Raw genomic sequence first — 391 nt, 5'->3', positions numbered from 1 at the left:
ACTCGAGGCGGCCCGGTTGCGTCGCCAGTTGGCACAGTCGCCCGAGCAGGTACGCGAACTCGAGGCTCGGGTGGACTCGCTCTCGATCCGCAACTCGAAGCTGATGGACACGCTCAAGGAAGCGCGTCAGCAGCTGATCGCGTTGCGAGAGGAGGTCGACCGGCTGGGCCAGCCGCCGAGTGGGTACGGCGTGCTGATCGGGGTGCACCCGGACCAGACCGTCGACGTGTTCACGTCCGGGCGCAAGATGAGGTTGACGTGCTCGCCGAACATCGAGCCGGAGTCGCTGCGGCCCGGCCAGACGGTGCGGCTCAACGAGGCGCTCACCGTGGTCGAGGTCGGCTCGTTCGAGCGGATCGGCGAGATCTGCAGTCTCCGAGAGGTGTTGGAC

Annotated in this window: 1 pseudogene; it reads left to right on the top strand. The window is 67.3% G+C overall.

Going from position 1 to position 391, the window contains the following annotated elements:
- Positions 1-28: 28 nt before the first annotated feature.
- Positions 29-391 (top strand): annotated as a pseudogene (locus tag AC1DYG_RS20455) (proteasome ATPase); the annotation flags it as partial.

The organism is Pedococcus sp. P1_H8 (assembly GCF_056405175.1).
Note: the sequence above shows the minus strand (reverse complement) of the source record. Positions and strands in the feature narration are given on the sequence as shown.